This window comes from Microbacterium sp. NPDC090225 (assembly GCF_044772365.1).
Taxonomy (GTDB): Bacteria; Actinomycetota; Actinomycetes; order Actinomycetales; family Microbacteriaceae; genus Microbacterium.
Window position 1 is genome coordinate 1,500,247 of sequence record NZ_JBIVYS010000001.1, and the last position, 22,543, is coordinate 1,522,789.

The window sequence follows — 22,543 nt, forward strand, 5'->3', positions numbered from 1 at the left end:
AGAACAGTGGGCGTTCAAGGAGGTCTCCTTATTTGTCGTGATCGGTGAGATCGGCGGCGGGGGTGACGGCCGCGGGATCGCGGCGCGTCTTGATGAGACTGGCGACGGTGGCGACGGCGATGGTCGCACCGATGAAGAGCAGCGAGAACCAGATCGGGATCTCCGGCGCCCAGAGCACGGGCTCGCCGCCGTTGATGAAGGGCAGCTCGTTGACGTGCAGGGCGTGGAACACGAGCTTCACGCCGATGAAGGCGAGGATGACCGCGAGCCCCTGTGCGAGGTACACGAGACGCTCGAGCAGGCCGCCGATCAGGAAGTACAGCTGGCGAAGACCCATCAGCGCGAAGGCGTTGGCGGTGAAGACGATGTACGCCTGGTCGGTGAGCCCGTAGATCGCGGGGATCGAGTCGACGGCGAACACGAGGTCGATGAAGCCGATCGCGATGATCGTGAGCAGCATCGGGGTCACGAAGCGCTTGCCGTTCTTGACGACCGTGAGCTTGTCTCCGTTGTACTCGTCGCTGACCGGCAGGTGGCGGCGGACGAACGTCATGAACCGGCCGTTGGCGGGGTTGCTCTCGTGGTTGCTGAACGCCTGACGGTAGGCGAGCACGAGCAGCAGCGCGCCGAACAGGTAGAAGATCCACGAGAAGTTCTCGATGAGCGTCGCGCCGACGGCGATGAAGATTCCGCGCAGGATCAGGGCGATGACGATGCCGATCATCAGCACCTTCTGCTGGTACTTCTTCGGCACGGCGAACCCGGTCATCACGATGAGGAAGACGAACAGGTTGTCGATCGACAGCGCCTTCTCGGTCAGGTACCCGGCGAAGTACTCACCGCCGTAGGTCCATCCCGAGACGACGCCGATGCCGACGCCGAAGAGCAGCGCGAGGCTGATGTAGAAGATCGACCAGCGCGCGGATTCGCCGATGGTCGGTTCGTGCGGTGTGCGCACGTGCGCGAAGAACTCGTACACGAAGAACGCGATCGTCACGGCGATCGTGATGATCCAGATCAGGGGGGTGACATCCATGAGGACTCCAGACTCGGCGTATGCGGCGGCAGCGCCAAAGTCTTCTCCATTCCTACGATCAGGAACCGGCGGCCCGGGATGCGAACGCATCCGTAATGACGAAACCACCGTGGCGGAGTACTCCCCTTGGTACGTCCCACTATAAAGCATGCGAGCGGATGCTTCCCGCCGAAGTGCCGAGAGGAATGCGCGGAGGGGTCGATGCGTTAGTTGAAATGTCAACCATCACCGAAGGAAGAAGCATCCGATGAGCAGTGCACCGTCCGCCGGCGCCTGGCGCGCGGCATCCGTCGCCACGACGGGTGCGGCGCCCGACGACACCCGCATGGACACCGTCGAACTGCTCGTGCGCGATCTCGACGCCATGACCGCGTACTACCAGCAGGCCGTCACGCTCGACGTGCTCGACCAGTCCGGAGCCACCGCCACCCTCGGCCGCGGCACCCAGAAGATCATGCGGCTCCGCCAGGAGAAGGACCTGCCGAACGCGAATCCGCGCGGAGCCGGGCTCTACCACACGGCGATCCTGTTCCAGGATCAGCACCAGCTCGCGGCATCCATCCTGTCGATGGCCGAGCGCGTTCCGCAGACGTTCACCGGCTCCGCCGACCACCTCGTCAGCGAGGCGTTCTACTTCACCGACCCGGAGGGCAACGGCCTCGAGCTGTACCACGACCGTCCGCGCGACGAGTGGACGATCCTGCCCGACGGCGGGGTGCAGATGGCTTCGCTCGCCCTCGACCCGAACGCGTTCCTGCAGCAGTGGCTGACGACGGATGCCGCGACCACCGGCGACACGGCGGCCATCGGTCACGTGCACCTGCAGGTCGGGGACATCCCCTCGGCGAAGGCGTTCTACGCCGGAGTGCTCGGGTTCGATGTGACGGCCGATCTCGGCAGCGCCCTGTTCGTCTCGGCCGGCGGCTACCACCACCACATCGGGATGAACACCTGGCAGAGCGCCGGCGCCGGCCCGCGTGCAGCGTCGCTCGGCCTCGGCGATGTGCGCATCGTCGTGCCCACCCGCGATGACGTCGAGGCACTCACCGACCGCATCCGCTCGCACGGCGTCGACGCAGCCGACGACGGCCGCGCCCTGCGCCTCGCCGACCCGTGGGGCACGCGGCTGGTCATCACGCCCGACGCCGCCTGACGGCATCCGCCTCGCACGGGAACGAAAGACGCCCCACCGGTCGGGCCCGGTGGGGCGTCTCCGCGTTGCCGGAGACGGGCGGCACACACTCCGCCCGACTCCGGAAGCACTACCGCGTCACGTACGACAGGCTGTCGAAGCGGAGCAGGTCGCCCGAGGTCTTCACGATCTTGATCGTGTGATCCCCCTTCTTCACGTCTTCGAGCGTGAAGAGCACCTGCTGCGTGAGGCGGGTGTCGCTGTGCAGGTCGACCGTCTCGATCAGGTTGCCGTCGAGATAGATCTCGGCGGTGCCCTGATCGGGTCCGGTCGCGCCGGTCAGCGTCAGCTTCTTGCCGCTGAACGTGAACGAGACTGCCGCTCCGTCGTCGGCCGTGGCGTGCACGTCGTCGCGGAAGTCGCCGCGGAACCGCAGCTCGAGCCCCGTGTCGCCATCGGGCAGCGCGCCGAGGAACCCGCTCGCGAACGTGATCTCGTCACCCGTGATCGTGTAGTCCGTGCCGTCGACGAGAGCCGTGCCGTCGCGCGAGATGCCGAGCAGTTCGCTCGGGTCACGGAGCAGCGTGACGACGGCATCCGCCGGGGCCGCCCGGTCGAACGCCAGGTGGTCGACGTCGATGACGCCCTCCTGCACGATGTCGAGGCGGTCGTTCAGCATGAACTGGCCCGACTTCTTCACCACGCGCAGCGCATGCGAACCGTTGGGCAGATCACGCACGGTGTACACCTGCTGCTGCACCCCGCGGCCGTCGGCCTGGAAGGTGTCGACCGTGTCGACCAGCACGCCATCGAGATAGATCTCGGCCTCGCCCTGCGAGGAGTGCGTCTCGGTGAACCAGTCGATCCCGGTGCCGACGAACGAGTACTCGAACGCCGACCCGTTGGCCTCGGCGTAGTGCACGTCGTCCTGGTAGTCGCCCATGCCGCGTCCGCCGCTCTGGCTCCACGTGCCGCTGTAGACGATGCCGGGGTCGTTGTTGTTGATGGTGCGCACGTTCGACGGGCCGGGCTCGGGAGCCGTTCCGCCCTGCGACGAGTCGAACGACGAGACGGTCAGCGCCTGGGCGCGGGCGGGCACCTCGGCGCGGCCGTTGCGCGTCCACGCACCCTCGTAGGTGAGCCGCGCGTCGTCGTCGTTGAGGGTGAGCGTGCTGTTCTTCGCCGGGGTGAAGGTGAACAGGCGGGTGCCGTGCACGGGCACGTCGGTCGCGACGAACTCGCCGGTCGCCTTGCCCAGGTTCTTCTTCTTCCAGAGGTCGCGGACCTTGACCTCACCCTCGACGCCGAGGTCGGCGAGCGAGACGGTGATGTCGGCATCCGTGCGTCCGAGGTTGAAGACCGCGACCGTGACGGAGCCGTCGGGGTGGGTCGAGAACCACGTCTGGCGCGACGAGCCGGTCGAGACGGGGTGAGCGGGGCGCCCGGCCTGGTTGACGGCGATGACCTCGTCGTTGGTGAGCAGCTCGAGACCGTAGTCGTCGAGGTTCGTCATGTCGTTGCCGACGTACATCGGTACCGACGACACCGCCCAGAACGTCGCCGCGGTGCGGCGCTCGTCCTTGGTGAGGCCGTCCATCTTGCCGTTGCCGACGTTGAGTGAGTCGAAGTCGTTCCAGCCCGGGTTCGGCCCTGCGTGCCGCCACCATTCCGCGGCCTTCGGGAAGAGCCGCGCGATGTTGTCCCAGGTGGTGAGGGCCTCGTTCTCGCAGTAGCACTCGACGTCCCAGTCGATGCGCCACCCGTCGGCGTGCTCCTTCCAGTAGTCGGCGTAGCGGATGTCGAGTGCCCAGGAGAGCTCGAACCAGATGTTGTTGCGCTTGAGCGCCCGCGACCACGCGGCGACGTCGTCGCGGGCATCGAGCGAGAGGTCGCCGACGCCCGACCCCGGGGTCACGCTGTCGAACTTGACGAAGTCGATGCCCCACTCGCCGAGCATGTCGGCGATCGAGTCGATGTAGGCCTGACCGCAGGGGGTGGAGAAGTCGATGCGGTGCCCGATGCCCCAGTAGTCGGCTTGCTGAACGGGCCGCTTGACGACGTCGGCGGTCGTGCACTCGGGGGCGCCGTAGACGGGATACGCGGCTTCGTAGACCGACTCCGAGATGCCGGGGATGAAGTAGAGGCCGATCTTCTGGCCGTTGCCGTGCACGTGGTCGATCACGGCCTGCAGGCCGTTCGGGTACAGCGTCTCGCTCGGGATCGGGCGGCCGTACTCGTCGTTGCTGCCGTTCCAGCCGGCGTCGATGTTGATGTACTCGTAGCCGTGGCTCTGCAGCTTCTCGTGCATGGCGTCGGACTGGGCGATGATCTGGTCGGCGCTGATCCAGGCCTGCCCGTTGCCGGCGTAGACCTGCATGCTGTAGCTGCTCCAGCCCATGTAGGGCTTGTCTGCGAGGGTCTCCTCGTCGGTGTTCGTGGCGGCGACGATGCTCGCCGCGAGCGCTGCGGTGACCGGGGTCGCGGGGACCTCGGTGGCGGATGCTGCGGATGCCGTGGCGGCACCTGCTCCGAGCACGAGTGCGCCGACGGCGAAGCCCGCCGTCCATCGCAACCGTGTTGTCGAACGGATGGTGTCGAACATGATTTCCTCTCGGTGGTTTCGACGGTGAAACCCCAGGCGCTCCGTCGCGTTGTCCCCAGGAAAGAGCCGGGCCCGACGGCCCGGCCAATTACTTGACACCGGTAATTAATCATGAATACGCTGAGACCGCAAGCAAACATCCGAGGTTTTGACAGGAAGATCGATGTCGCTCTCCGCAGCAGAAAACCCCTCGTCCGCGGCCGGAAATCTCCGGCTCTCGTGGGCTGCCCCGGCGACCCGATGGGAGGAAGCGGCCCCGCTCGGCAACGGGCGGATCGGCGCGATGACCTTCGGCGGCGCCGACGCGCGCTACGCCCTCAACGACTCCACTCTCTGGTCGGGGACGCCCGACGGCCCCGCCCGCGCGCTGCGCGACGTGATCGCCGCGGGCGCCGGCCCCGCACGCCTGGCCGAGGTGCGCGCGGCGCTCGACGCCGACGACGTGCGCCGCGCCGAAGACCTCCTCATGGCGTTCGAGGGGCCCTATTCGCAGGAGTACCTGCCGCTCGGCGACCTGCACGTGCGGATCGCCGACGCCGAGCCCGTCCACCCCGCGCGCATCCTCGACCTCGACGACGCCGTGCTGCTCGAGACGCTGCGCATTCCCGGCGGCACTCTGCGTCGCCGGTCGTGGGTCTCGGCGCCCGCGCAGGTGCTCGTGATCGAGATCGAGGCCGACGCCGAGTTCACGGCATCCGTCGCGCTGACCACTCCCCTGCACACCGATGGCCTCGACGTCCGCGACGGCGGGATGACGCTCGGCGTGGTCGCACCCATCGACGGGGCACCTCTGCACGAAGGACCATTGCAGACTCCGCTGCGGTACGCCGACGACGAGGGCTACGACGCCTTCGCCGCGGCTTCCGTCGCGTGGAGCACCGACGGCCGTGTCGAGGCGACCGCCGATGGTGTCGCCATCCACGGCGCCCGGCGCCTCCTGATCTTCCTCTCCTCCTCGTCTCGCGCCGCGTCGTGGTGGGCCGGCGCGAGCGAGGAGGAGTGGCGGAATGTCTCGCGCGAGACGATCCGGAACCGCGCGGCGGATCAGGCGGATGCCGCCGCTCGCCGCGAAGCATCCATCCTGTTCGACGAGCACGTCGCCGACCGACGCGCGCTCTCGCGGGCGCGGTTCGCGATCGGCGGGCGGCGCGAGGGCACCTGGGACGTCGAGCGCGATCTGCTGCGCGGCGACGACCTCGCCCTCAAGACGACCGTGATCGCCGAGTTCGGCGCGTATCTGCTCCTCTCCTGCTCGCGCGCCGGCAGCCCGGCCGCGAACCTGCAGGGGATCTGGAACGCCGAGCTGCGCCCCGCGTGGTCGTCGAACTACACGATCAACATCAACACCGAGATGAACTACTGGGCTGCTCCCGTGCTCGGTCTCGACGACTCCTTCGAGCCGCTGCTCGCGCTCGTCGAGAAGCTCGCCGAGAACGGCGCCGATGTGGCCCGCGAACTCTACGGGGCTCGCGGCTGGGTGGCCCACCACAACAGCGATGTGTGGGGCTGGGCACTGCCGGTCGGCGACGGCCACGGCGCCCCGAGCTGGGCGATCTGGATGATGGGCGGGGTCTGGTTGACCCACAACCTCTGGGACGCCTACGAGTTCGGCGGCGACCGCGACCTTCTGCGCGCGCGCATCTGGCCCGTGCTGCGCGGTGCCGTCGAGTTCTGCCTCGACTGGCTCGTGCCCGACGCCGACGGACGCCTGCGCACCTCGCCGTCCACATCTCCGGAGAACTCGTTCTTCGCCTCCGACGGCGAGGGCACCGCGATCGGCCTGACGTCGGCATCCGATCTGCTGCTCGTCCAGGGGCTGCTCGAGCGGGCCCTTCAGGCGATCGACGCCCTCGACCTCGACGACCCGACGCTCGCGTCCGAGATCACGAGCGCGCTCGGCGCCCTCGCCCCGGTCGGCATCCGTGCCGACGGGCGCATCAGCGAGTGGTCGGCCGACGTGGTCGAGGTCGAGCCGTTGCACCGCCACCTCACCCCCGTGCTCGGCATGTATCCGCTCGAGGTGACGACGCGCGAGCGCACCCCCGAGCTGTTCGATGCCGGCATCCGCCTGCTCGATGCGCGCGGCCCCGGAGCGATGGGGTGGTCGTGGGCATGGAAGATCGCGCTGCGCGCCCGCATCGGCGACGGCGAGACCGCCGCCTCGCTGCTCGACGAAGCGCTCACCCCGTTCGACGGCGATGCCACGCGCCACGGCCCGGTCGACGGCTCGGAGTGGGGCGGCCTGCTGCCGAACCTCTTCAGCACGCATCCGCCGTTCCAGATCGACGCGAACCTCGGCTTCCCCGCCGCGATCGCCGAGATGTTCGTGCAGAGCCACGGCGGCGTCGTGCGGCTGCTGCCCGCGCTGCCCGTCGCCTGGACGACCGGTGAGGTGCAGGGCATCGGTGTGCGCACCGGTCTCGTCGCCGACGTCGCCTGGTCGGACGGGCACCTCACCGAAGCGCAGCTGCACAACCGGCTCGCCGAGGACCGCACGGTCGAGGTCGAGCACGATGGGCGCCGTGTGACGCTGACCGTGCCTGCGGGCGGCACCCTCGCTGTGCCGGTCGGCGCTTCTTCTCTGAGCGGAGCCTCCGATGCGCGGTGAGTTCGTGACGGTCGACACCCCGACCACGCAGACCGAGCCCGCCGACTTCGACGCCTTCTGGGCGGAGACGCTCGACGAGACCAGACAGCATCCGCTCGGAGTCACGATCGAGCCGCACCCCGCCCTGATGACGGCCATCGACGTGTACGAGGTGACGTTCGCCGGATTCGGCGGCACGCAGATCCGCGCCTGGCTGCGCGTGCCGCACGGCACCACCGCACCGCTCCCCGGGCTCGTGCAGTTCTTCGGATACGGCAACGGCCGCGGCCACGCCCTGCGCGACCTGCGCTGGGCCGCCGCCGGCTACGCTCACCTCGTGGTCGACGCCCGCGGGCAGGGGCACGGCGACACCGACGACGACCACCCCGATGGCGGCCCCTCGGCCGGCGGGTTCCTCACCCGCGGTCTGCGCTCGCCGCACGAGTACTACTACCGTCGCGTCTACGCCGACGCGGTGCGGGCGGTCGAGGCCCTCCGGTCGCTCGACCTGGTCGATGCATCACGCGTGGGCGTCGTCGGCGCCAGCCAGGGCGGCGGCATCGCGCTCGCCATGGCCGGACTCGTACCCGACCTCGCCGTCGCGATCATCCAGGCCCCCTTCCTCAGCGAACTGAATCGCGCCGCCGACCTCAGCGACGAGGCGCCCTACGCCCTGCTCACCCAGTACTTCGCCGACCGCCGGCTCGATCGAGCAGCAGCTCTCGACACCCTCCGCTACTTCGACGCCGTGAACCACGCGAAGCGCGCGAACGCTCCGGCGCTCCTGAGCACCGGGCTGCGCGACGGGGTCACGCCCCCGGCATCCGTGCTCCCCGCCTTCACTGCGTATGGCGGCGAGAAGCACGTCGTGCTCTGGCCCGACAACGGCCACGAGGCCGGTGGCGACCTCGACGAGGAGAACGCCCTCGAGTTCGCCGCCGCCCGTCTGCGCCCGTGATTCGCTACGGTTGCCGATAACGAACGAGGAATTGATGGACCACGACACGTCGACGCGCACCACCCTCATCCGATCCGCATCGGATGCCGGATCGAAGGTGTTCGCGACCATCCTCACGCGCAGCCCGATCAGCCGCATCGAGATCGCGCGGCACACCGGCCTGTCGCAGGCCGCCGTCACCAAGGCCGTCTCGCCGCTGGTCGCGGCCGGACTCGTGGATGCACCGCCCGCCGAGCACCGCGACGGCAACCCCGGGCGGCCCGTCGCCCCGGTGTCGATCGTGCCCGAGGCGATGATCATGCTCGGCGTGAAGGTGAACGTCGACGAAGTCATCGCCGTCGCCACCGACCTCACGACCACCGTGCTCGCCTCCGAGCACCGTGCGCTCGCGGCCCACGACCCGGATGCCGTGCTCGAGGCCATCGTCGCTGTCGTGGGGTCTCTCGAGAATGAACTCGGGCCGCGCTCCGCCGCGATCGCCGGGCTCGGCGTCTCGATCTCAGGCGACGTCGACAGCCGCCACGGCATCGTTCGCGAGTCGGCCATCATGGGCTGGACCGACGAGGACTTCGCCGCGCGGCTTCGCGACCGGATCGGCCGGCCGGTCACTCTCGAGAACGACGTGCACGCGCTCACCGTCGGCGAGCACTGGTTCGGCATCGGCCTGGGCACCGCCTCGTTCGCGATCGTCACGATCGGCCGTGGCATCGGAAGCGGCCTGCACGTGAACGGCCAGGTCGTCAGCGGCGCCTACGGCGTCGCCGGCGAGATCGGGCACCTGCCCCTCGCCGACCCGCGACGCGTATGCCCGTGCGGACGCAACGGTTGCGTCGAAGCCGTGGCCGCGACGCCCGCCATCGAAGCAGCGGTCTCAGCCGCGCACGGGCGGATCATCGGCATCGACGAGGCCGTGCGCCTCGCCCACGACGGAGACCCCGCGGCCGAGGCAGCATTCCGCGAGGCTGCCGAGATCGTCGGCACCGCCATCGCCACGCTCGTGAACCTCACCGGCCCCGAGCTCGTCATCATCGGCGGCGAGGGCGTGTCGAACTTCGATCTCTTCGACGAGACGCTGCGCAGCGCCTTCGAGGCGCACGCGTTCGGCGCCGCGGCGCGCTGCCGTATCGTCGCACGCCCGCACACCTTCGAGGACTGGGCCCGCGGGGCCGCCGCGGCCGCGATCCAGTCGCTCGTGCGCTGAGCTCGTCCGTCGAAGCATCGCAGCTCCGAATCCAGCCTGCGGGGCGGGACCCTTCGACAGGCTCCGGGACCCAGTTCGGAACTGCGGCTGCCGAAGCGTCGCAACCCACCACACGCAGAACTGCCCGGCGGAAGCATCCGCCGGGCAGTTCCTGTTCACTCGATCACAGTGCGTCGTAGAGCTCCTGCTGCAGCTCGAGATAGCGGTCGACGCCCAGGCCGTTCAGGTCGTCGATGTACGACTGCCATGCGCCGTCGTCGTTGATGTCGCGCTGCCCCGTGACGAACTCCGCCTGCGCCTGCGTGATGTAGGTCGCGATGTTCGTCTGCAGCTCGGCGATCTCCGCCGAGGTGTCGGGGTTCGGCCACAGCTTCTCCGACGGGAAGACGAGGCTCTCGTCGGGAGCGAAAGGCTCGTAGAGGTTCGTAGCCTCGAGCAGACGACGCTCGTACCCGTCGGGGGCGTAGATGTCCTCCGGAACGACCTGCGAGTTGCGGAACTCGAGCGAGTCCCAGTACTGCCCCATCGAGCGCCAGGAGGCGTTCGACGTCTCGTCGTAGGTGAGCGGCTTGAAGGTCGGCTCGAGCTCGGGGTCGAGGGCGACATCGCCCGGCTCGGCCGGAACCCACGCCTCGCCCTCGGGGCCCATGGCGCCGAGCTTGTCGCCCTCGTCGGTCACGAGGTAGTCGATCGCCTTGATCGCCTGGATGCGCTCCTCCTCGGTCGACTTGTTCGTGAGCGCGAACATGCCCAGCGAGCTGATCGGCGAACGGTAGGTCGCGAACTGCGTGCCGTCGGGGCCCTTCACCGGTGGCACCGCGTCGTAGTGCGTGTCGCGCCCGTCGGGTGAATCCTGAGTGACGATCTCGTACGGGTGCAGCACCGCCGCAGCGCCGAGGATCTCGGCCTCGGCGTTGTCGCCCAGCGCGCGCAGCGACTCGCCGTTCTGCGTGAACGACGCGGTGTCGATGAGTCCCTCGTCGGCGAGCGACGAGATGTACTTCAGGCCTTCGCGCCATCCGTCGGTGGTCGCCGAGAGCGTGACCTCGTCACCGTCGAGCACCATCGGCGGCGGGCTCGTAGGCGAACCGTACGGGGCGTAGGTGAAGGCGTTCATGAAGTAGTTGATGACCGGTTCGCCCGACGAGGCGCTGAGCGCGACCTCGTCGGCCTTGCCGTTGCCGTTCGGGTCGTCGTTCTTGAACGCGCGCAGCATCTCGCGCAGTTCCTCGGTGTCGGTCGGCTGCTCGAGCCCCAGCTTGTCGAGCCAGGTCGTGTTGACCCAGAGCTTCGACGGGTAGCTGCAGTGGAAGCACTCGGTCCACTGGGTGATCGCGTAGATGTGCCCGTCGGGCGCGGTGACCGACTGCTTCCAGTCGGGCTTCTCCTCGAAGCGCTCCTTGAGGTTCGGCGCGTACTCGTCGATGAGGTCTTCGAGGGGCACGAGCACGCCCTGCTGCCCGTACTTGAGCACCTCGCTGCGCGAGAAGGCGTCGACCCACGGCACGAGGAAGTACGCGTCGGGGTAGTCGCCGCTGGCGAGCGACACCTGGCGCTTCTCTCCGGCGACGCTGCCGTCGTAGGTGGTGGTCTGCCAGTCGAAGTCGATGTCGAACTTCTCCTCGAGCAGCTTCGTGAACGCGTTGTCCTTGAGCGAGCCGTTGTCGCCCTGCGGGCCGAACGCGACGAGCTTGCCGTTGTCGTCGCTGGGCGACGTGCACGCCGCCAGCGCTCCTGCGGCGAGAGCGAGGGCGCCTACGGCCGCCGCTCCTCGGATGATGCTGTGTCTCATTGCCGGAATCTCCTTTGCCCGGGTAATGGGGGTGTGTGGTGGTGGGTCTGTGAGAGGTGTCAGCCCTTGACGGCGCCGACCATGATCCCCTTGTTGAAGTACTTCGCGACGAACGGGTAGGCGACGAGCATCGGGATGGTCGCGATGACGACGGTCGAGTACCGCATGAGGTCGGCGAGTTCACGGCGTCGCAGCTGCTCGGCGACATCGCCGCCACCGCCCGAGTCGTTGAGGATCAGGAGTCCCCTCAGCACGAGTTGGAGCGGCTGCAGGTCGGCGTTGCGCAGGTAGAGCAGGGCGTCGAAGTACGAGTTCCACTGCATGATCGCGTACATCAGGGCGATGACGGCGAGCAGGGGTTTCGCGAGCGGCACGACGATGGTCCAGAGGATGCGCAGTTCGGATGCCCCGTCGAGCTGTGCCGCCTCGTACACCTCATCGGGCACGGCCGAGCGGAAGTACACGATCGCGATGATCACCTGCCAGACGCCGATCGCGTTGGGCAGCAGCATCGACCAGCGGGTGTCGAGCAGGCCGAGGGACTGCACGACGAGGTACATCGGGATGACGCCACCGCTGAACAGCATCGTGAACACGACGCCACCGGTGATGACCTTGCGTCCGAAGAGCTGGGTCCGCGAGAGCGGGTAGGCGACGGCGACGGTGCCGAGCACGCTGATGAGCGTGCCGACGACGGTGTAGAAGATCGAGTTGCCGAACCCGCGGAGGATCGCGGGGTTGCCGAGCGCCTCTTCATAGCCCTTGAGAGTGAAGTCGACGGGCCAGAACAGCACGCGTCCCGCCGAGACGGCCTGCGGGCTCGAGACCGAGCTCGCGAGGATGTTCAGCAGCGGCAGCAGCACGACCAGCAGGAAGACGGTGAGCAGGATGTAGGCCGCGGCGATGAACACGCGGTCGGTCTTGGTCTCCTTGACCTTGACGCCGCGGGTGAGCGGGTCGCGCTTCGGTCGACGCTTCTTGTTCTTCGCGACGACGACCTCTTCGGTCAGGAGCGCCTCGGTGTTGATCGTGGTCACCACAGTCCGTTTCCCGTCACTCGCTTCGACACCGTGTTCACCACGAGCAGCAGCACGAGGCTGATCACGGCGTTGAAGAGCCCGATCGTCGCTCCGAGGCTGAAGTTCGCATTGAGGATGCCGGTTTTGTACACGTAGGTCGGGATGATCTCGGACGTCGAGAGGTTGAGCGCGTTCTGCAGGAGGAACGCCTTCTCGAATCCGATCGCCATGATGTTGCCGACCCCCAGGATGAGGATGATGGATGCCGTGGGCAGCAGCGCCGGGATGTCGACGTTCCAGATCTTCTGGAGCCTGCTGGCGCCGTCGATCTTGGCGGCTTCGTAGAGCGAGGTGTCGACCGAGGCGAGGGCCGCGAGATAGATGACGGCCGAGTATCCGGTCGTGGTCCAGATGTCGGTGGCGACGTAGATGTGCCGGAAGAAGTCGGCGCTGGCGAGCAGATCGACCTGCCCGGCGCCGAAGAAGCTGAAGGTGCGGCCGAGCAGCCCGACGCGCGGCGAGAGCAGCAGGATCGTCATCGACACCACGACCACGGTCGAGATGAAGTACGGCGCGTAGGTGACCATCTGCACGGTGCGCTTGAAGAAGCGCAGGCGCACCTCGTTGAGCGCGAGGGCGAGGATGATCGGCAGCGGGAAGCTGGCGAGCAGGGTGTACGCGGCGAGGATGAACGTGTTGCCGACCAGGCGCGGGAAGACGGGATTGCGGAAGAGGTTCGCGAAGTTGTCGAACCCCACCCACGGGCTCCCCCAGACGCCGTCGATCGGGTTGTAGTTCTTGAACGCGATGACCGCATTGGCCATCGGGATGTAGCGGAACACGATGAACCAGATGATGGGGATCAGCAGCAGGAGGTACAGCTGCCAGTAGCGGCGCAAGCTTCGGCGGAACCGGGACTGCCGTTTCGGCCGTTCCACCGGAGCCGCCGCTGCCGCGGCGGGGAGGTCGTGCTCGACGGTGAGCGTCATATCTACCTTCTTGGGAGAATTACTTTACGTCGTAATATAAACACCGCCGAGGCCGATGCGCAACCCGAACATCCGACGTCTCCCCCGAGCGCTTCCTCGTTCCGGGCGCACGAAAGGCCGGTATCGCAGCGGATACCGACCTCTCGTGCGACCTGAACGGATGCCGTCAGCGGCGGATGCGCGCGTTGTGCGTGGCGATCACGGCGATCGTCAGTGCGACCCATACCAGCAGCAGGGGAAGAGCTCCCCACGGCCAGGCCACGTCGGCGGCCGTGGAGGCCAGCCCCACCCCGAGAACGAGGAGACCAGCAGCTCCTGCGCGCATCGCGATCGCCCACTTCGGCGTGATCTCCGCCTCACGCCAGTACGGCACCCGCCGCCCGGGGTTGGCGCGCACGACTCGGATCAGCGACGCGAGGAAGAGCGCGAGACCGGCGGTGGAGACGAGAAGCCCGGCGATAAGCATCCGACGACCGTAACAACCAGTCGAGGGCGGCACAACGTCTCCCGCGGGGCGACGTAGCCTGGTCAGCACACCCGCAGAGCGAACCAGGAGTCCCATGGCCGAAAAGATCGACGAGGCCGAACGCGCCGCCCGCGCCGCCCACCTCAAGGAGCGGATCTACCTCACGTTCGCCGCGCTCGCCGTCGTGATCACGCTCTCGGCCCACGGCCACGTGAGCGCCGGCGAGGCGGCGACGACGCTCATCGTCACGGTGATGGGCACCCTGCTCGCCGTCTTCACCGCCGACCTGATCTCGCACCTCGTCGTGCACGAGCGTCTGTTCACTCGATCCGAACTGCGGCACGCCCTCGCGTCGAGCTTCGGAGCTCTCGGCACGGTCGTGCTGCCGTTCGTGTTCCTGGGATTCGCCGCTCTCGACGCCTGGTCGACGGATGCCGCGCTACGCGCCAGCGCGATCGCCCTGCTCCTCTCGCTGATCGTGATCGGCTGGATCGCGGTTCGACGGATGCCACTGACGTGGCTCCAGCGTCTCATCGCGCTCGGAGCCGAAGCGGCGCTCGGCCTCGCCGTCATCGGCCTGCAGGTGCTCGCGCACGGCTGATCCGCGCATGCCGTACGTGCGCGCCATATTCGCGCGCACGCATGTTCCGCGGAGTCAACGCCCTGCCCGCGCCCGCGCCCCGGGCCTATGGTCGGGAAATGAACGTACAACTGAAGATCGCAGGGCAGAGCCCTGAACTGCTGGGCCTGGGGTCCGTCCTCGTCGGTTCGCTTCCCGCCGCACCGATGACCACCGACGCCCCCGACCATTACGCCGTCGCAGCGGTGTCCACGCGCAAGGCTGATCGCGACGCGGTCGTGTTCACCCCTCCCTCCACAAGCGATCGGTCGTCCGACGACGACGACTCCCGCATCGAGGACTGGGTCGAAGAAGGAGGCGCAGTCCGCAGCTAGCGGCGACGCCGGAGAAGGAGGTCGTCATGGACGACATCCGCCCGACCATCCGCACCCGTCCGCGCGAGGGCACCGCGCGCGCGACGCGCGCGTTCACCGAGCTGGCGCAGCAGGTCCGCCACCAGGGCCTGCTGCGCCGCCGATACGGGTACTACTGGACGAAGCTCATCGCCGCGCCGCTGGTCGTCTCCCTGTGCCTCGCGGCGTTCGTCTGGATCGGCGAGTCGTGGTGGCAGCTCTTCACGGCCGCCGCGCTCGCGATCGTCTTCACTCAGGTCGCTTTCCTCGGTCATGACGCCGCACATCGGCAGATCTTCGTCTCGGGGCGCTGGAACGACTGGATCAGCCTGATCCTCGGCGACCTGCTCGTCGGCATGAGTTACGGCTGGTGGCAGCACAAGCACACCCGCCACCACGCCAACCCGAACAAGCTGGGATCCGACCCCGACATCGAACTCCCCGTCATCGCCGTCACGGCCGAGACGGCGGCGAAGCATCGCGGTCCGGTGCTCACCTGGACGCGCGGTCATCAGGGCGTGTTCTTCTTCCAGATCCTGCTGTTCGAAGGGCTGTCGTTGCACGCCTCGGGCGTGCGCCGGGTGTTCGCGCGCGGTCGTCTCGAACGGCGATGGGTCGAGATCGCTTTCCTCGGCATCCGCCTCGGAGGTTTTCTGACGCTCGTCTTCCTCGTGCTGTCGCCGGGTATCGCTTTCGTCTTCCTGGCCGTGCAGCTCGGCCTGTTCGGCTTCTACATGGGGATCGCCTTCGCTCCGAACCACAAGGGGATGCCGGTCGTGCCGCGCGACATGACGCTCGACTTCCTGCGGCGTCAGGTGATGATGAGCCGGAACGTGCGGGGCACTCGCCTGCTCGACGTCGTGATGGGCGGACTGAACTATCAGATCGAGCACCACCTCTTCCCGTCGATGCCCCGCCCGCACCTCCGCCGTGCGGCGCCGATGATCGCCGAGTACTGCCGCACGCACGACGTGCCGTACACCTCCGTGGGCTTGCTCACCTCGTATGCGATCGTCGTGCGCTACATCAACCGGGTCGGACTCGGCGAGCGCGACGTCTTCACCTGCCCGCTCATCGAGCAGCGCAGCCTCATCGGCTCGACCTAGACGGAACATGGATCTTCGTTATATACTTGCTTATATAGCGAAGGGGGCGACGTGACCGTCACATCTATCGACATCGATCCGCAGGAACTTCGTCGGGCGAAGGAACTCGCCGGCACGTCATCCAACCGGGAAACCGTCGACCTCGCCTTGCGCACGCTGATCGCCGTGCGTCGACAGCCGGTCGCCGTCGAGCGCATCATCGCTCGGCGGTTCGAGGCCGACCAGATCGATGCTCCGACGATCACGCCCTCGCCCGCCGCGTCGTGACGACATACCTCATTGACAACAGCATCTGGCAGAAAGCGGGTTCGAGCGACGTGATCGCTCGACGGCTGCGGGAGATCGCCCCGCAGGATCTCATCCTCACGTGTCCGCCGCAGGTCCTCGAGTACTGCCATTCGGCGAGAACACCTCAGGAGTACCGCGAACTCCGCGAGGACATGGAGGGACTCCTCCCGGCGTGGGATCATCCATCCGAACACGATGCTCTCGCCATCCAGCAGGCGCTCTGGGATTCGGGCCTGGTGCGCGCCGCCGCAGCATTCGACTGCCTCATCGCCGCCTACGCTGTCGCGAATCAGGCGGTCATCCTGAACTCCGATCGGGACTTCGGCTTCATCGAGCGGGCGACCGACGGCGCCGTCCGCCAGGAGTACGTCGAGGCCTGAGGCGGTACCCACCCCCGTTGCCTCGCCCCACGGCGACTGGAAGACTCGGGCGATGACCTCGGATCACGGCTTCCCCGAACACGTCTTCGATTCGCTGGGGGTCGCGCCGACGGTCTTCCCCGAGCTGATCGGCGGGTCGGTCCGTGTGGTCGAAAAGCGCCCGACCGACGCGCCGGTGACGGTGATGACGCTGGGCGCCTCGCGCCTGCCGACCGACACCGGTGAGCAGGTCGAATTGGCGGTCGAGGTAATCGACGGGCAGCAGGGCGCCGCTCTCGCCGCGATCGAGATCGTCTGCGACGACATCGCCCGCAATCGCCGGGTACCTCCGGTCGGCGCCCCCTGGCGCAATACCGAGCCGTTCCTCTCGGGCACGCGCATCACGGCGATCATGGCGACGGGCTCTCGGTGGGGCGGCTCGTTCGACGAGGTGCGGCACGAGGGTGCAGTCGTCGGCCATGTGCGCACGCTGCGCCTGCTCACCGATACCGAGGCGGCGTTCGCCGCGGCACGCGGCTGGGATGCGCTGGTCGCCGAGGCCGGCTCCCTCGACGCGCTGCTCGACGTGACCCGCGACGACATGGTGGCCACGCCCGCGGGCATCGCCGGCAACCGCCCCGTGTTCCTCTCGAAGCTGCACGCCGAGCATCCGCCCCGCTGGGTCACGTTCACGGGCGCGCACCTGCAGTCGGTCACCGGACTCGAATCGGATGCCTACATGAACGACTCCGCGAACCACGAGGTGTGGTCGGTCGACTCGTACCTTGCCCGGTTCCCGTGGATCGCGGACTTCGCGCAGAAGGCCCTGCCCGGCCAGACGGCGCTGTTCACGGATGCCTCCGGCGCCTACGTGCTCGAAGACGACTAGGCGTCGCGGGCGGGAGTGGACTTCGCGCCCGACGACGGTCGAGGAGCGTCGGCCCCTTCGGCTTCGGTCGCGACCCAGCTGGCGAGCATCTTGAGCTTGTCCTCGGAGGGGGTGCCCGGCTCTGCGGTGTAGGTCGCCATCCGCAGTCCCGGGTCGGCCGGCAGCTCGAAGGCCTCGTAGACGAGTTCGATCTCGCCGACGACCGGGTGGTTGAGTCGCTTGGTGCCGCTGCGGTGGTAGCGCACGTTGTGGGCGGCCCACAGCATCCGGAACCGATCGCTGCGCGTCGACAGCTCGCCGACGAGGTCGCTGAGCTTGCGGTCGTAGGGGTTGCGCCCGGCTTCGCCGCGCATGGCCGCGACGAGGTCTTGCGTATTGCGGTCCCAGTCGATGTAGAACTCCTGCGCCGCGGGGTTCAGGAACGCGAATCGGGCGCTGTTCGGGCTCGGTTCGGACCACAGCGGCGCGTACAGCGCGTGCCCCAGCGCGTTCGCGCCGAGGTAGTCGAAGTAGTTGTTGCTCACGAGGGCGGGTGCACCCGTCATCGCGTCGAGCAGACGTTGGATGCTGGGGCGGATGGCCTCGGTCTTCTTGCGCGGTTTGCGCGCGACGGGTGAGGCGTTGGCCGCGCGGGCGAGATCGAAGAGGTGCGCGGTCTCGGCGTCGTCGAGCTGCAGTGCCCGCGCGAGCGCGTCGAGGACGCTGTCGGAGACGCCCGAGAGGTCGCCGCGCTCCAGACGCGTGTAGTAGTCGACGCTCACGCCGGCGAGCAGCGAGACCTCCTCCCGACGCAGCCCCGGCACGCGACGGTTGCCCCCGAACGCCGGGAGTCCGGCCTGGTCGGGGGTGATGCGTGCGCGCCTCGTCGAGAGGAACTCGCGTGCTTCGCTGCGGGTGTCCATGCTCCGACCGTACGCCTCGCAGCGCGGCGAAGGGAGGTACTGGCAGTACCGGGGAGGACCGTCACTGCTCCGGATGGCGCGACCGGCGTGTGATGGAGGCATGACCTCGACACGGCACAGAGCGGCGATCCTGACGATCATCCTCGTCAGCTACTTCATGATCCTGCTCGACAACTCGGTGATCTTCACCGCGCTGCCGAGCCTGCAGTCCGAGCTCGGGCTGTCGCCGTCTCAGCTCGCCTGGGTGCAGGACGCCTACACGCTGGTGTTCGGCGGCCTTCTGCTGCTCGGGGCCCGGGCCGGCGATCTGCTCGGTCGACGGCGGGTTTTCGTGTTCGGACTCGCGGTGTTCGCGATCGCCTCCCTGCTCATCGCCGTCGCGCCCGCCGCGTGGTGGATCATCACCGCACGGGCGCTGCAAGGAGTCGGCGCGGCGATCGTCGCACCGTCGGCCCTGTCACTGCTCACGGCGAGCTTCGAGGGCGCCGAGCGCGACCGTGCGGTCGCCTGGTACGCCGCGACGGCGGGCATCGGAGCGAGCCTCGGGATGCTGGTGGGTGGAGCAGCCGCCACGTTGCTGAGCTGGCGCGCGGGCTTCTGGCTCAACGTGCCGATCGGCGCCGCGATGATCCTCCTCGCCCCGCGGTTCCTGCCCGAGACCGAGACGGCGCGCGGACGCTTCGACGTCGTGGGCGCCCTCACGTCGACGCTCGGCATCGGCGCGCTGGTCTTCGGGCTCCTGCACGGGTCGGAGGCCGGATGGGCCGACCCGATCGCCCTGGCCTCGTTCGCCGCCGCGGTCGCCCTCCTCATCGTCTTCGTGTTCGCCGAGGCCCGGGCCGCGCAGCCGATCCTGCCGCTGCGGCTCTTCCGCAGCCGCACGCGCACCGGTGCATATCTCGTGCGCCTCACCTACCTCGGCGCGATGATCGGGTTCTTCTTCTTCACGACGCAGTTCCTGCAGGGCGTGCTAGGTTTCACCGCTCTGCAGGCGGGGCTCGCCTTCCTGCCGATGACGCTGGTGAACTTCGTCGTCGCACTCGCGATCCCGCGACTCGTGGGTCGCATCGGCGGCACGTGGCCGCTCGTCGTCGGCATCTTGCTGACGCTGGCCGGGATGCTCTGGCTCGGCCAGCTCGGCGCCCACAGCACCTATGTCACGGGTGTCGCCCTGCCGATGCTCCTGATCGGCGCAGGTCAGGGTCTGGCGTTCGCCCCGATGACCTCGTTCGGCATCGCCGGAGCATCCGCGTCGGACGCCGGGGCCGCCTCGGGCGCCGTGAACACCTTCCATCAGGTGGGCATGTCGCTGGGCCTCGGGATCCTCGTCGCGGTGGCCGCGGCATCCGATGTTCCCGGCGCCGACCCGGCGGTCGCCCTCTCCGCCGAGGTGTCGGCTGCCCTCACCGGAGCCGCTGTGCTCCTCGGTATCGCGCTGACGCTGGCGCTCGTTCTGATCGTCCCCGGCCGCCGTTCGGCCGGGGTGCAGGGAGGTAACACCAGCCCCTCCCACTCCCCCGCATCCGCTCCCACACTGGAGGTATGACCATGAATCTCACACTCAACAACGGCGTCACGATGCCCGCGCTCGGCTTCGGCGTGTTCCAGGCCGCGCCCGATGAGACCACCGCGGCCGTGACCTCGGCCCTCGAGACCGGCTACCGCCTGATCGACACCGCCGCCGCCTACGGCAACGAGCGCGAGGTCGGCGAGGCGATCCGCCGCTCGGGCATCGCGCGCGACGAGATCTTCATCGAGACGAAGGTCTGGATCAACGACTTCGGCTACGACGAGACCCTGCACGCGTTCGAGAAGTCGACCGGCAAGCTCGGCGTCGACACGCTCGACCTGCTCATCCTGCACCAGGCCCTGCCCTCGCGCTTCGATCTGACGGTCGGCGCCTACAAGGCTCTCGAGACGCTGCTCGCCGACGGACGCGTGCGCGCCATCGGCGTCAGCAACTTCATGCGCCGCCACCTCGATCGCCTGGCCGGTGAGACCTCGGTCGTGCCCGCGATCAACCAGATCGAGGTGCACCCGTACTTCCAGCAGCGCGACGTGCAGAAGGCGGATGCCGCGGCCGGCACGGTCACGCAGGCCTGGTCGCCCATCGGCGGAATCACCGCGTACCGCCCGAATGGCGCATCCGCGTTCGACGACGAGACGCTGCAGGCGATCGGTGCCGAGCACGGCAAGTCTCCCGCGCAGGTGATGCTGCGTTGGCACCTGCAGCAGGGGCGCTCGGCGCTGCCGAAGTCGGTGCGTCCCACGCGCATCGCCGAGAACTTCGACGTCTTCGACTTCGAGCTCACGGCCGACCAGCTCACCGCGATCGACGCGCTCGACACCGATGTGCGCCGGGGCCCCGAGCCCGAAGACGTCACGCTCGAGACCTTCAGCCGCGAGATCCCCGAAGCATGACTCATCGTGCGGCGGGCGCAGCGGGAGCGATGGGTGCGCTGGTGGCAGCGGGCCTGACCGGCTGCGCCGCCGCACCGACGGATGCCGTCGACTACCGTGACGGCAGCTACGAGGCGACCGGGTGGTACGGCTCGTTGCCCTCCCATCAGGACGTGACGCTGACCATCGAGGATGACCGCGTCACCGAGGTCGCCATCACCACACCGGCCGAGGATCCGACGTCCCTCGAGCACCAGCGGCGGTTCGCCGCAGCGCTCGGAGACGAGATCATCGGCCGCGACATCGACACCATCGCCCTCGACCGCCTGGCCGGAGCCAGCGGTTGCTCCGAGGGGTTCATGAACGCTCTGGCCGAGATCAAGGACGCGGCGAGAGCCTGACGCATACGGAGAACCATGACATCCCTGAACATCCTCCTCGTCGGCGGCACCGGCAGCATCGGTCGGCATGTCGCCCGGGTCGCCGCCGACGCGGGCCACCGGGTCCGCGTGCTCAGCCGTCGCGCGAACGGCGAGGGCACGGTGCGCGGCGACCTCACCGATCCCTCCACACTCGCCGACGCGGTCGACGGCATCGACGCAGTCGTGTTCACCCACGGCACCCACGGCGGCGAGGAGGGCTTCCGCGACGTCGACTACGGCGGTGTGCGCAGCGTCCTCGCAGCGATCGGCGATCGCCCCGTGCGCATCGCGCTGATGACCGCGATCGGCGTCACGTATCGGGACGGGTCGTACAACCGGTCGAGCCATGCGCACGACTGGAAGCGCCGCGGCGAGCGCCTCGTCCGCGCGAGCGGGCACCCGTACACGATCGTGCGCCCGAGCTGGTTCGACTACAACGACGACGACCAGCACGAGCTGCACTTCCTGCAGGGCGACACCCGAACCGCCGGCAGTCCGGCCGACGGCGTGATCGCGCGTGCGCAGATCGCCGAGGTGCTCGTCGCATCGCTGACATCGGATGCCGCGACGAACAAGACGTTCGAGTTGGTGGCCGAGCGGGGCCCGGCGCAGACCGACCTCGATCCGCTGTTCGCCGCCCTCGACCCCGACACCGGGATCGACGGCGCCCACGATGTTGACAACCTGCCGCTGGGCGAGGAGCCCGTCGAGGTGCGCGCCGATCTCGATCGGGTGGCGCCCGGTCGGATCTAGCTGCGTCGCCGGTACGACCAGGGGGGTCGGAGCCGTGCAACGCCTCAATCGAGCGCGATGACGTGCCCGTCGAGGCCGGAGGCGAACGCGGCGAGCCCGACTTCGAGCGCCTCGCCGGCGTAGTCGGCGCCACCGGAGAAGGAAGCCGGATCGTCGGCGAAGACAGCGCGTTCCTCGGCCCCGGGCCAGGTGACGGCGATGACGTTGCCGGTCGGCTCGGCGAGCTGCGTGCCGAGCACGAGGAACGACACGTCGAGGTTGGCGGCGGAGGCTCGATCGAGCACTCCGACGAGCGCGGGTCCGATGCCGACGACCGCATCAGGGCGATCGGCAAGAGCGGCTGTCACGGCCGCGACGGCGTCGGTGTCCGCGTGCACTCGCACGGTGGCTCCGTGGCGGGCGGCCGCGTCCTGCACGGCGGCGAGCGCCGCGTTCTCCTCCTCCCCGGCATCCGATGGCACGACCACCGAGAGGGCGGCACCGTCCGGTACCGCGGCCGTGACCGCCGATCGCTCGAGGGTCGAGCCCGGCACGAGCTCGGCGGGCGTCGATGCCGAGGCGCTCGGCGTCGGGGTCGGCGGGCCCGACGCGTCGACGGCGGGCGTGCAGCCGACGAGCGCGATCGCGAGCAGGAGGCCGACGGCGGGCGCTGACCACTTCATGGGTTCCT

22 protein-coding genes are annotated in these 22,543 nt (G+C 68.6%); 14 read left to right on the top strand and 8 right to left on the bottom strand.

Annotated elements, in window-relative coordinates; all coding sequences use genetic code 11:
- Nucleotides 1-28 precede the first annotated feature (28 nt).
- Nucleotides 29-1,036, bottom strand: a complete 1,008-nt coding sequence (locus ACIQTT_RS07195) for a TerC family protein (RefSeq protein ID WP_402788024.1) — start codon at nt 1,034-1,036, stop codon at nt 29-31.
- Between the two features lie 247 nt (nt 1,037-1,283).
- On the opposite strand from ACIQTT_RS07195, the gene ACIQTT_RS07200 reads away from it, so the two are divergent.
- Nucleotides 1,284-2,189 (top strand): VOC family protein, encoded by a 906-nt coding sequence (locus ACIQTT_RS07200; protein ID WP_402788027.1) that lies wholly within the window; start codon nt 1,284-1,286, stop codon nt 2,187-2,189.
- A 109-nt stretch (nt 2,190-2,298) separates the two neighbouring features.
- On the opposite strand, the gene ACIQTT_RS07205 is transcribed toward ACIQTT_RS07200, so the two are convergent.
- Entirely contained in the window at nt 2,299-4,770 is a 2,472-nt protein-coding gene (locus ACIQTT_RS07205) for a X2-like carbohydrate binding domain-containing protein (protein WP_402788030.1), read from the bottom strand.
- 163 nt (nt 4,771-4,933) lie between these two features.
- Here ACIQTT_RS07205 and ACIQTT_RS07210 point away from each other — a divergent pair, with 163 nt between their 5' ends.
- From ACIQTT_RS07210 to ACIQTT_RS07220, 3 genes are read left to right on the top strand one after another with little or no spacing between them, the layout of a single operon-like run.
- Nucleotides 4,934-7,378, top strand: coding sequence for a glycosyl hydrolase family 95 catalytic domain-containing protein (locus ACIQTT_RS07210; RefSeq protein WP_402788033.1), 2,445 nt, complete (start codon nt 4,934-4,936; stop codon nt 7,376-7,378).
- Nucleotides 7,368-8,315 carry an acetylxylan esterase gene (locus ACIQTT_RS07215; protein ID WP_402788036.1) on the top strand — a complete coding sequence of 316 codons (948 nt, stop codon included), beginning with the start codon at nt 7,368-7,370 and terminating at the stop codon, nt 8,313-8,315. Before ACIQTT_RS07210 ends, ACIQTT_RS07215 begins: the two co-directional genes overlap by 11 nt.
- 34 nt (nt 8,316-8,349) lie before the next feature.
- Complete coding sequence (locus tag ACIQTT_RS07220) at nt 8,350-9,516, top strand: ROK family protein (protein WP_402788039.1); 1,167 nt, start codon at nt 8,350-8,352, stop codon at nt 9,514-9,516.
- A gap of 163 nt (nt 9,517-9,679) precedes the next feature.
- On the opposite strand, the gene ACIQTT_RS07225 is transcribed toward ACIQTT_RS07220, so the two are convergent.
- The 4 genes from ACIQTT_RS07225 to ACIQTT_RS07240 all read right to left on the bottom strand — a co-directional run bounded on the left by ACIQTT_RS07225 (nt 9,680) and on the right by ACIQTT_RS07240 (nt 13,782).
- Nucleotides 9,680-11,308, bottom strand: coding sequence for an extracellular solute-binding protein (locus ACIQTT_RS07225; protein WP_402788041.1), 1,629 nt, complete (start codon nt 11,306-11,308; stop codon nt 9,680-9,682).
- Nucleotides 11,309-11,367: 59 nt separating this feature from the next.
- Entirely contained in the window at nt 11,368-12,345 is a 978-nt protein-coding gene (locus tag ACIQTT_RS07230; RefSeq protein ID WP_400441184.1) for a carbohydrate ABC transporter permease, read from the bottom strand.
- Nucleotides 12,342-13,316 (bottom strand): ABC transporter permease, encoded by a 975-nt coding sequence (locus ACIQTT_RS07235; RefSeq protein WP_402788044.1) that lies wholly within the window; start codon nt 13,314-13,316, stop codon nt 12,342-12,344. Before ACIQTT_RS07235 ends, ACIQTT_RS07230 begins: the two co-directional genes overlap by 4 nt.
- A gap of 166 nt (nt 13,317-13,482) precedes the next feature.
- Complete coding sequence (locus ACIQTT_RS07240) at nt 13,483-13,782, bottom strand: hypothetical protein (protein ID WP_402788047.1); 300 nt, start codon at nt 13,780-13,782, stop codon at nt 13,483-13,485.
- Nucleotides 13,783-13,876: 94 nt separating this feature from the next.
- Here ACIQTT_RS07240 and ACIQTT_RS07245 point away from each other — a divergent pair, with 94 nt between their 5' ends.
- The 6 genes from ACIQTT_RS07245 to ACIQTT_RS07270 all read left to right on the top strand — a co-directional run bounded on the left by ACIQTT_RS07245 (nt 13,877) and on the right by ACIQTT_RS07270 (nt 17,396).
- Nucleotides 13,877-14,383, top strand: a complete 507-nt coding sequence (locus ACIQTT_RS07245; RefSeq protein ID WP_402788050.1) for a hypothetical protein — start codon at nt 13,877-13,879, stop codon at nt 14,381-14,383.
- A 98-nt stretch (nt 14,384-14,481) separates the two neighbouring features.
- Nucleotides 14,482-14,736: a hypothetical protein gene (locus ACIQTT_RS07250; RefSeq protein WP_402788053.1), complete on the top strand. Its 255-nt coding sequence runs from the start codon at nt 14,482-14,484 to the stop codon at nt 14,734-14,736.
- A gap of 26 nt (nt 14,737-14,762) precedes the next feature.
- Nucleotides 14,763-15,860: a fatty acid desaturase family protein gene (locus tag ACIQTT_RS07255; RefSeq protein WP_402788056.1), complete on the top strand. Its 1,098-nt coding sequence runs from the start codon at nt 14,763-14,765 to the stop codon at nt 15,858-15,860.
- A gap of 51 nt (nt 15,861-15,911) precedes the next feature.
- Nucleotides 15,912-16,127: a type II toxin-antitoxin system VapB family antitoxin gene (locus tag ACIQTT_RS07260; protein WP_402788059.1), complete on the top strand. Its 216-nt coding sequence runs from the start codon at nt 15,912-15,914 to the stop codon at nt 16,125-16,127.
- Complete coding sequence (locus tag ACIQTT_RS07265; RefSeq protein ID WP_402788062.1) at nt 16,124-16,528, top strand: VapC toxin family PIN domain ribonuclease; 405 nt, start codon at nt 16,124-16,126, stop codon at nt 16,526-16,528. The genes ACIQTT_RS07260 and ACIQTT_RS07265 overlap by 4 nt, the downstream gene beginning before the upstream one ends.
- Before the next feature lie 52 nt (nt 16,529-16,580).
- The gene (locus tag ACIQTT_RS07270; protein ID WP_402788065.1) at nt 16,581-17,396 is read left to right on the top strand and encodes a 3-octaprenyl-4-hydroxybenzoate carboxy-lyase; all 816 of its coding nucleotides are present in this window, start codon (nt 16,581-16,583) and stop codon (nt 17,394-17,396) included.
- Here the strand turns inward: ACIQTT_RS07270 and ACIQTT_RS07275 are convergent.
- On the bottom strand, nt 17,393-18,298 hold the full coding sequence (locus tag ACIQTT_RS07275) for a helix-turn-helix transcriptional regulator (protein ID WP_402788068.1): 906 nt from the start codon (nt 18,296-18,298) through the stop codon (nt 17,393-17,395). The genes ACIQTT_RS07270 and ACIQTT_RS07275 overlap by 4 nt on opposite strands.
- 100 nt (nt 18,299-18,398) lie before the next feature.
- Here ACIQTT_RS07275 and ACIQTT_RS07280 point away from each other — a divergent pair, with 100 nt between their 5' ends.
- From ACIQTT_RS07280 to ACIQTT_RS07295, 4 genes are read left to right on the top strand one after another with little or no spacing between them, the layout of a single operon-like run.
- A complete protein-coding gene (locus tag ACIQTT_RS07280) occupies nt 18,399-19,844 on the top strand; it encodes an MFS transporter (RefSeq protein ID WP_402788071.1) in 1,446 nt (481 codons plus the stop codon).
- A 2-nt stretch (nt 19,845-19,846) separates the two neighbouring features.
- Nucleotides 19,847-20,719 (top strand): aldo/keto reductase, encoded by an 873-nt coding sequence (locus ACIQTT_RS07285; protein WP_402791139.1) that lies wholly within the window; start codon nt 19,847-19,849, stop codon nt 20,717-20,719.
- Complete coding sequence (locus tag ACIQTT_RS07290; protein WP_402788074.1) at nt 20,716-21,099, top strand: hypothetical protein; 384 nt, start codon at nt 20,716-20,718, stop codon at nt 21,097-21,099. The genes ACIQTT_RS07285 and ACIQTT_RS07290 overlap by 4 nt, the downstream gene beginning before the upstream one ends.
- Nucleotides 21,100-21,114: 15 nt before the next feature.
- Nucleotides 21,115-21,873, top strand: a complete 759-nt coding sequence (locus ACIQTT_RS07295) for an SDR family oxidoreductase (protein WP_402788077.1) — start codon at nt 21,115-21,117, stop codon at nt 21,871-21,873.
- Nucleotides 21,874-21,917: 44 nt separating this feature from the next.
- Here ACIQTT_RS07295 and ACIQTT_RS07300 read toward each other — a convergent pair whose 3' ends face one another.
- Complete coding sequence (locus tag ACIQTT_RS07300; protein ID WP_402788079.1) at nt 21,918-22,535, bottom strand: hypothetical protein; 618 nt, start codon at nt 22,533-22,535, stop codon at nt 21,918-21,920.
- Nucleotides 22,536-22,543: the final 8 nt, after the last annotated feature.